We start from the raw sequence: 9104 nt of genomic DNA on the forward strand, positions 1-9104 counted from the left end.
GTCGTTTCCTCAGGCAGCCGCCATGCGGCGGATCTGCCGCGCACTCACCAGGCGGGCACCCAGCCAGCCAAGCAAGGCCGCGGCGAACGGCACGGACACCAGCAGCCACGCAGGCAGGCCGCCGAAGCTGACACTGCCGTCGTAGGCCGCCGCCAGACGCGATACCGGGCCGACCATCGACAGTTCGAGAAGCACCGCGAGCGCCACGGCGAGTACGCCGGCAAGGAAGCCGAGCCACACGCCGGTATAGAGATAGGGGCGACGCACGAAAGGCTTGCTGGCACCGATGAGCAGGAGCACGCCGATTTCCTCGGCGCGACTCAGGATGTCCACGCGAATGGTGTTGCCGACCACTAGCAACGCAGCCATGCCGAGCAAGCCCGCGAGCAGGGTCACTGCCCGCGTGCCGACGCCCAGCAGGGCATCGAGACGCTGTCGCCATGCACCGGTGTCCTGCACCATGTCCACGCCCGGGGTGTTCTTCATGGCGTCGACGAGCCGCGCCGCGTCATCGGCGGACAGGCCCGGCTTGGGTTGCACGGAAAGCACGAAGGGCAGCGGATTGGCATCCAGCGATTGCAGTGCGCCGGAAAAACCCTGCACTTCGGCCAGTTCGTCGAGGCCGTCCTTCGGCGTGCGCACAGTGATGTCCGCGACTTCGGGGCGCCCGCGCAGCGCGGAGGCTGCCGTATCGGCCATGCCGGCATTCTGGCCTGGCTTCATGAAGACGCTGATGGCCTGGTTGCGGCCCAGCGCATCGCCCATGCGCTCAACGTTGCCGAGCAGCAGGTAGAACGCCAGGGGCAGTGCCAGCGCCACGCCCATCACGGCGACGGTGAGCAGGGTGCCCAGCGGCCGCGCACGAAGCCGGCGCAGGCTGATCGACAGGCTCCATGCGTGGTGTTCGCGCCATGCGCCCACCTTGTGCGGTTCGCTGCGGCGGGTCTTTTCGGGTTCGGCCGCGCGACGCGGCTCACGCACGGTATTCACTGGACCTCCGTCGCGGGCACGTCGGCCACGAGCTTGCCGTGGTCGAGCACGACCACGCGTTTCTTCATGCGTTTGATGAGCATCAGGTCGTGGCTGGCGACAAGCACGGCCGTGCCCACCTGCTGGAACTCGGCGAACAGGCTCATGATTTCCATGGCCAGCTGCGGATCGAGGTTGCCGGTAGGTTCGTCGGCGATGAGCACCGCCGGCTTCGCCACGATGGCGCGCGCAATGCCCACGCGCTGCTGTTCGCCCGTGGACAGGGCCGACGGCAGCTGTTTCTCGTAGCTGAGCAGGCCCACCTTCTCCAGCGCGGCGCGCACGCGGCGACTGCGCTCGGACGGGGCGACGCCTGCGATCACCAGGGGTAGTTCGACATTGCCGAAGACGCTGCGATCGAGCAGCAGGCGGTGGTCCTGGAAGACCATGCCAAGCTTGCGACGCAGACGGGGGATGTCATGGGCACGGACGGTGTTGAGTTTCTGGCCGTCGAGCGTGACCACGCCATTGGTGGGCCGTTCGATCATCGCCAGCAGCTTGAGCAGCGTGCTCTTGCCGGCGCCGGAGTGGCCGGTGACGAAGGCCATCTCGCCCGCGTCCACCCGGAACGACACGTCGGTGAGGGCTTGGTGGTCGCCCTCGTATCGTTTGCTCACCAGATCGAAACCGATCACCGCGTTACCCGTTGTCCCGTGAAGGCCTAGAGGATACGGGATGTGGCGGGGGTTTGCGGGAAGCTGGGTCGCGGTTCGCGAGGTGGGGTTCATCGGGGCAGGTCGTGTTGCAGGGGTCGCGCGCAAGGCGCGCTCCTACACAAGCCGCCCTGTAGGAGCGCGCCTTGCGCGCGACCCCTACAAGGCGAAAGCCACCTTAGTTACCGCCAAACAACCGGCCAATACGACGGAAGAAGCCCACCTTCTCCTTCACCGGCGCAGCCGGCGCCGGGCTCGGGCTGCTGCCCGGACGCGTGGCGGCCACCTGGCGCGAGGGACGCTGACCCGGCGTGGACGAGGCCTGCGACTGGCGCGGCTCAGCCTGCGGACGGCCGCCGTTCTGCGTCTGCGGTGCCGAATTCTCGCCACCTTCGCGCTGACCGCGACCGCGACCGCCGCGACGGCGGCGACGCTTCTTCGCGGCACCATCGGCACCGATGGCTTCGGCGGCGGCCGGCAGATCGGCGACGGTTTCGGCCACCACCACGGTCTTCACCGGCACTTCGGTGGAAGCCGGCTTGTCTTCGCGAGGCACGCGCGGACGACGCTCGCGGCTGCCGGAACGTTCGCCCGAGCGCTCGCCCGGACGCGAACCACTGCGACCGCCACGGCCACCACCACGACCACCCTTCTCCGGCGGCGCGCCACGGGTGGGCACGTGACCGTCGTTGTCGTTGGGATCGTCCACTTCGTCCTGTACGCCATCGGCACGCGGGCGCGGCGCCGGCATGACCAGCATCTGCGCCTCGATGGAGGCGGTGGGGATCTTCTGGTTGATGTAGGTCTCGATGTCCGGCAGGCCCATCGCGTAGAGGTCGCAGGCGAAGCTGATCGCATCGCCCTCGGCACCCAGGCGCGCGGTACGGCCGATGCGGTGCACGTAGTCTTCGGCGTCCTGCGGGAGGTCGTAGTTGAAGACGTGGCTCACGGCCGGAATGTGCAGGCCGCGCGCGGCCACGTCGGTGGCCACCAGGATGTCGATCTGGCCGTCCTGGAAACGCTGCAACAGCTTCTGGCGCTTCACCTGCGGCACGTCGCCGGAGATGGCGCCCACGCGGAAGTTATGCCGCTTCAGGCGGTCGGTGATGCGTTCGGCAGCGGCCTTGGTGTTCACGAAGATGATGCTGCGCTCCGCCTTGCTCTGTTCGAGCAGGTTGAACAGCAGCGGCATCTTTTCTTCCTTCGACGGGAAGTAGACGACCTGGCGCACGCGGTCGGCGGTGACGTTTTCGGTCTCCACCACCAGCTTCTCGGCCTCGTGCATGTGCTCGTAGGCCAGCTCCAGCACGCGGTGGCTCAAGGTGGCGGAGAACAGCAGCACCTGGCGCTGCTCGCGGGCCGGCAGGCGACGGAAGATGAAGCGTACGTCCTTGATGAAGCCCAGGTCGAACATGCGATCGGCTTCGTCGATGACCATCACCTCGACGCTGCCGAAGCCGAAGACGTCCTGCTTGTAGTAGTCGAGCAGGCGGCCCGGGGTGGCGATGATGATGTCGCAGCCGTCGCGCAGCTGCTGGCGCTGCTTGTCGTAGTCGACGCCGCCGTAGATGAGGGCGCTGCGCAGGCCGGTGGCCTTGCCGATGGTGCGGAAATCCTTCTCGATCTGGATAGCCAGCTCGCGGGTGGGCGCGATCACCAGCGCGCGCGGATCGGAATCCTTGCGGTTGGCGTGGGCCGGGTTCTTGAGCAGGCGATCGACCAGCGCCACGAGGAAGGCGAAGGTCTTGCCCGTGCCCGTCTGGGCCTGGCCGGCCACGTCGCGGCCGGTGAGGGCGACCGGGAGGGTCAGCGCCTGGATCGGCGTGCAACGGGTAATGCCGGCGGCGGCAAGGCCCTGGTGAAGCAGCGGGTGGAGGTCGAGGTTTTCGTAGAAGACGTCGGTGAGAACGGTTTCGGACATGGTGTATGGGAAGCCTGGAAGCACGCGCCGCGCATACGCGGCGCCGTCCCTGCGGCAAGTTCACCACGGGACGGAGAGGATAATCCGGCCGGCGTCACGGGAGAGTCGGGAGCGGCCGGTTGTCAGTCCGGCGGGCTGTCGACGCGCCCGGCGCGCGAAGGCCGGAGGCGGAGGTGGCCGGCCCGACGGCTTCCGCTGGCATAGGTGAACCGGCTACGGAAACCGGTTCACCTATGTCAACGGAAACCACCCGGCGGTGGCCTTGAATTGCTTGAATCGCGCCCCTAGTTGGGTTGGAATGAGGGCCGCCGGCTGCAATGGCCAAGACCTTCGGTTCCGGTTGGACCCGCGACATGGGGCTCCTAAGTGTAGCCGATGCCAGCGTCAGGGTCGTCAATCCCCCTTTTTCACTTTTTTTGGAGACCACGGTGAGCGACAAGATCACCCATACCAGCGATGCCGCCTTCTCGAAGGACGTGCTTGAGTCCGAAACCCCTGTCCTGCTCGATTTCTGGGCGGAGTGGTGCGGTCCGTGCAAGTCGATCGCTCCGGTCCTGGATCAGCTCGCCGGCGAATACGAAGGCAAGATCAAGATCGTCAAGATCAATATCGACGAGAACCAGGCCACCCCGCGCCAGTTCGGCATCCGTGGCATCCCCACCCTCATGGTGTTCAAGGATGGCAAGGTCGCGGGCACCCAGATCGGCGCCGTTGGCAAGAGCCAGCTGGCCCAGCTGATCGAAAAGTCCATTTAAGGCTTTCTTTACGCTTTAGCTTTGACGCTTTACACAGCCGCCGCGTGGGGCGCTTTACCTCGCGCCTCACGCGATGCTAGGCTCTAGGTGTTCGCCGGGACATGCACTTGTCCCCTTCGCTGCGAACCCTCTCCCATTTTTCTTCCAACGGCGCCCCGTGAGGTTTGCCCGTGTCCGATATCGAAACCAAAGACTCCATCGACGCCAAGGGCGCCGGCGACACGCCTGCGACTGAACCGCGTCCCCGCACGCGCCGCAAGGCGGCGCCGGCCGCCGAAGCACCCGCGGTCGAGACGAGCGCACCGGCTCCGGCCAAGGCGCCCGCTCCGGCTCCCGCACCGCAGGCCGAACTGCAACTGCCCCCGCTGCCTCCTGTCGAGGCGAAGTCGGCCCCTGCCCCCGCTCCGGCCGAAGCGCCGCGCGAGGGTGGCAACGCACCGGCCCAGCAGCCCAATCCGTACCAGCCCGTCGCCCAGGCCAACAACCCGAACCAGGGTGGTGGCAATAACCAGGGTGGCCAGGGTCAGGGCAATCGCAACGATCGCGAAGGCCGCGGCCGCCGCCGTCGCAACGAGCGCAATGACCGTAACGACCGCAATGACCGTCCGCCGCAGCGCCAGGGTGGCAACGGTAATGGCAACAACGGTAACAACGGCAATTACCAGCATCCGCGCAACAACAATAACAACGGCTACCCCGTCGACGACGACGAGAACGCCGACGCCGGCAGCAACGATCGCCTGATCAACCTCACCGAACTCAAGCGCAAGAACTCGATCCAGCTCCTGGAGTTCGCCGAGTCGCTGGGTATTCGCGAAGGCGTGGCCCGCCAGCGCAAGCAGGACGTCGTCTTCAGCGTGCTCAAGGCTCACGCCCGTTCGGGCGGCGGCATCTGGGCCGAAGGCGTGCTCGAAATCCTCCAGGACGGCTTCGGCTTCCTGCGCTCGGCCGACGAGTCCTACCTGGCCGGCCCGGACGACATCTACGTGTCGCCCAGCCAGATCCGCCGCTTCAACCTGCGTACCGGCGACTACATCACCGGACGCGTGCGCCACCCGAAGGAAGGCGAGCGCTACTTCGCCATGCTCAAGGTCGACGACATCAACGGCGATCCGCCGGAAGCGTCGAAGAACAAGCTATTGTTCGAAAACCTCACCCCGCTGTTCCCGCGCAAGGCATTCAAGCTGGAGCGCGGCAATGGCTCCACCGAGGACATCACGGGCCGCATCCTCGACCTCGTGGCGCCCATCGGTCGCGGCCAGCGCGGCCTCATCGTCTCCCAGCCGAAGTCCGGTAAGACGATGATGCTGCAGAACATCGCGCAGGCCATCCAGTACAACCATCCCGACGTCCACCTGATCATGCTGCTGATCGACGAGCGTCCGGAAGAAGTCACGGAAATCGCCCGTACCGTCCGCGCCGAAGTGATCAGCTCCACCTTCGACGAGCCGGCCGTGCGCCACGTGCAGGTCGCCGAGATGGTGATCGAGCGCGCCAAGCGCCTGGTCGAGCACAAGAAGGACGTCGTGATCCTGCTCGACTCCATCACCCGCCTCGCCCGTGCCTACAACACCGTGGTACCCAGCTCCGGCAAGGTGCTCACCGGTGGTGTCGACGCCAACGCGCTGCAGCGCCCGAAGCGTTTCTTCGGCGCGGCACGCAACGTCGAGGAAGGCGGCAGCCTCACCATCATCGCCACGGCCCTCACGGACACCGGCTCGAAGATGGACGAGGTGATCTACGAAGAGTTCAAGGGCACGGGCAACATGGAAGTGCACCTGTCCCGCCGCATCTCCGAGAAGCGCGTCTACCCCGCCATCGACATCAACCGTTCGGGCACCCGCCGCGAAGATCTCCTCATCGAGCCGGACCTCCTGGCGAAGATCTGGATCCTGCGCAAGCTCCTCCACCCGATGGACGAGCTGGCCGCGATGGAGTTCATGCTCGACCGCATGAAGAACACCAAGTCGAACGACGAGTTCTTCAATTCGATGAAGCGATAAACGAACGCCGCCACTGCCCGATAATTCAAAAAGTCGTCTGGCAGTCGTAACGCGTCGGTTGGGAGTTCCCGGCCGACGATCGAAAGGGTTGGGAGCTCCCGGCCGGCAAAGGCCCTGGTGCATGCACCGGGGCCTTTTGCTTTTCAGCTACTGGGAAGGCAAACCAGTACAGGAAAAAGGCCTGTAGCGACACGAAGTTGGCTTCTTTTTGCTACCCTGCCGCGGCGCCATGGGATGATCCCTTTTTCCCGGCAGGACCGCCCCCATATGAGCGGCTCCGGCATCGCAGCCGTTCATTCTCCAAGGAAAGTCCGTGTCCATCCCCAGCGCAGCCAAGAGCACGCCCATCGGTGACCGCAACGACCTGGTCGCCTACCTCGCCGAGGGCGAAAAGCCGCGGGAACAGTGGCGCATCGGCACCGAACACGAGAAATTCGGCTTCTACACCGACGACCTGACACCGCCGCCGTTCGAGGGAGAGCGTCCGGGCATCCGCGCCATTCTCGAAGGGCTGGCGTCGCGATACGACTGGGAAATTGCGCGTGAAGGCGACACGCCCGTCGCGCTCACCAAGGGCAAGGCCAACATCACTCTGGAGCCGGCCGGCCAGCTGGAGCTTTCCGGCGCACCGCTGGAGACCATTCACCAGACCTGCGACGAAGTCAGCACCCACCTCCAGGAAGTGCGCTCCATTGCCGACGAGTTCGGCATCGGATTCTTCGGCATGGGCTTCCAGCCAAAGTGGCGTCGCGACCAGATGCCGTGGATGCCCAAGGGCCGCTACAAGATCATGCGCGAATACATGCCCAAGGTCGGCTCGCTCGGCCTGGACATGATGACGCGCACCTGCACCGTGCAGGTGAACCTCGATTACGCGACCGAAGCCGACATGGTGAAGAAGTTCCGTGTTGCGCTCGCGTTGCAGCCGATCGCCACGGCGCTGTTCGCCAACTCGCCATTCACCGAAGGCAAGCCCAACGGCTACAAGTCGTATCGCTCGCACGTGTGGACGGACACCGATGCCGATCGCACCGGCATGCTCGACTTCGTCTTCGAAGAAGGCTTCGGCTACGAGCGTTACGTGGATTACATCCTCGACGTGCCGATGTACTTCAGCTATCGCGATGGCAAGTACATCGACCTTTCGGGCCAGGACTTCAAGCGCTTCATGCGCGGCGAGCTGAGCGCCCTGCCGGGTGAGAAGCCCACCATGAAGGACTGGGCCGACCACCTCACCACGGCCTTCCCGGAAGTGCGCCTGAAGCAGTACCTGGAAATGCGTGGTGCCGACACCAGCACCTGGAACCAGCTGTGTGCGCTGCCGGCCTACTGGGTCGGCCTGCTGTACGACGATGTGGCCCTCGATGCCGCCTGGGACCTGGTGAAGGATTTCAGCAAGGCCGAACGCCATGCCTTGCGCGATGGCGTGCCCGAGCATGCGCTGGCGCTGCCGTTCCGTGGCCACCATGTGCGTGAACTTGCACTGGAGTCGCTGAAGATCGCCGAGCACGGCCTGAAGCGTCGCAACCAGCAGGGTTCGCGCGGCGCCGACGAATCGATCTACCTCGAACCGCTGCTTGAGATCGCCCTCTCCGGCAAGACCCAGGCGGATACGAAGCTCGAACTGTTCCACGGCAAGTGGCATGGCAGCGTCGATCCGCTGTTTCGCGAATACGCTTACTGAGATTGCATGATGCAGATGAACGATACGAAGCTCGGCCGGCTGGACGAACTTCTCGCCACCACCAACCGTTACTCGCTCGAAACGCTCGATGGATTGTTCTCCGCTGCGCTGGTGGGGCCCGTCGAGGTTGGCGTCGATGAGTGCATGGAGGTCCTGGAACAGGACGATGCCCTGCCGTGGCCGTCGGCTGCGGTGCGTGATGAAGTCCACGCGCTGCTCAACGAGTTCTGGGCGGTCATCGCCGCGCGTGTTGCCGGTGACCCGATCGCACTGGCTGAAGACTCGCTGCCCTTCATCGATTCGCCGGAAGAATTCGATGAGATCGACGACGTCAGCTCGTATACGGGCGATTTTCCCATCGCCAGCGACTGGGCGCTCGGCTTCCGCATGGCCATGGGTGAGTGGGAAGAAGCCTGGTCCGAATGGATGGACGAAAGCCTCTACCCGTTTGTCGGCATGCTACTCACCCTTACGGCCGACCAGACCGATCCGGTGCCCGGTACGCCGGAGGTTGCGCTGCCGTCGTTCGAAGAGCGCATGACCCTGCTCAACGAGATTCCGTTCCAGCTGGCCACGCTGTACCGCCGTCGTCATCCGCAGCACGGGCAGACCGTGCGCCGCGATGCGGCCAAGGTCGGCCGTAACGACGCCTGCTCCTGCGGCAGCGGCAAGAAGTTCAAGAAGTGCTGCGGCAACCAGGACTAACCCCACAAACCTCCAGCCCCCTCCTGTAGGAGCGTGCCTGAAGTGGCCGGGTATTTGAGGACCACAGATAGGAGCGTTAAGCCGCCAGTGCCTCAAACTCCGCTGGCGGTCGGTAATCGAGCGAGGAGTGTAGTCGCTCCTGGTTGTAGTAGCGGATCAGGTAGTCGATGACTTCGGTTCGAGCCGCTTCCCGGGTGGGGAACGGCTCGGCATCCAGCCATTCCTGCTTGAGACTGCGAAACACCCGCTCGACCACCGCGTTGTCCCAGCAATTGCCCTTACGGCTCATGCTTTGGATGGCCCCGTGCTGGGCCAGATGAGCGACGAAGCGATCGGAGGTGTATTGGCAGCCTT

General features: G+C 65.1%; 8 protein-coding genes. 4 read left to right on the top strand and 4 right to left on the bottom strand.

The genetic code is table 11. The annotated features are described in order from the left end of the window. Positions 1-9 precede the first annotated feature (9 nt). The 3 genes from ftsX to HBF25_RS17605 all read right to left on the bottom strand — a co-directional run bounded on the left by ftsX (position 10) and on the right by HBF25_RS17605 (position 3603). Positions 10-990 (bottom strand): permease-like cell division protein FtsX, encoded by a 981-nt coding sequence (gene ftsX / locus HBF25_RS17595; protein ID WP_166950719.1) that lies wholly within the window; start codon positions 988-990, stop codon positions 10-12. After that, the gene (gene ftsE, locus HBF25_RS17600; RefSeq protein WP_166950721.1) at positions 987-1664 is read right to left on the bottom strand and encodes a cell division ATP-binding protein FtsE; all 678 of its coding nucleotides are present in this window, start codon (positions 1662-1664) and stop codon (positions 987-989) included. Before ftsE ends, ftsX begins: the two co-directional genes overlap by 4 nt. 196 nt (positions 1665-1860) lie before the next feature. Continuing rightward, entirely contained in the window at positions 1861-3603 is a 1743-nt protein-coding gene (locus tag HBF25_RS17605) for a DEAD/DEAH box helicase (RefSeq protein WP_166950723.1), read from the bottom strand. A gap of 428 nt (positions 3604-4031) precedes the next feature. On the opposite strand from HBF25_RS17605, the gene trxA reads away from it, so the two are divergent. The 4 genes from trxA (at position 4032) to HBF25_RS17625 (ending at position 8750) form a co-directional block, all read left to right on the top strand. Beyond that, positions 4032-4358, top strand: coding sequence for a thioredoxin TrxA (gene trxA, locus HBF25_RS17610; protein WP_166950725.1), 327 nt, complete (start codon positions 4032-4034; stop codon positions 4356-4358). A 170-nt stretch (positions 4359-4528) separates the two neighbouring features. After that, positions 4529-6361, top strand: a complete 1833-nt coding sequence (gene rho / locus HBF25_RS17615; RefSeq protein WP_166950727.1) for a transcription termination factor Rho — start codon at positions 4529-4531, stop codon at positions 6359-6361. Between the two features lie 313 nt (positions 6362-6674). Next, the gene (locus tag HBF25_RS17620) at positions 6675-8045 is read left to right on the top strand and encodes a glutamate--cysteine ligase (RefSeq protein WP_166950729.1); all 1371 of its coding nucleotides are present in this window, start codon (positions 6675-6677) and stop codon (positions 8043-8045) included. A gap of 6 nt (positions 8046-8051) precedes the next feature. Continuing rightward, on the top strand, positions 8052-8750 hold the full coding sequence (locus tag HBF25_RS17625) for a UPF0149 family protein (RefSeq protein WP_166950750.1): 699 nt from the start codon (positions 8052-8054) through the stop codon (positions 8748-8750). A gap of 76 nt (positions 8751-8826) precedes the next feature. On the opposite strand, the gene HBF25_RS17630 is transcribed toward HBF25_RS17625, so the two are convergent. Next, positions 8827-9104: integrase core domain-containing protein (locus tag HBF25_RS17630; protein WP_166950731.1), on the bottom strand; the 278-nt coding region annotated here is incomplete at its 5' end.

Origin of the sequence: Luteibacter anthropi (genome assembly GCF_011759365.1) — a bacterium.
GTDB classification, from domain to species: domain Bacteria; phylum Pseudomonadota; class Gammaproteobacteria; order Xanthomonadales; family Rhodanobacteraceae; genus Luteibacter; species Luteibacter anthropi.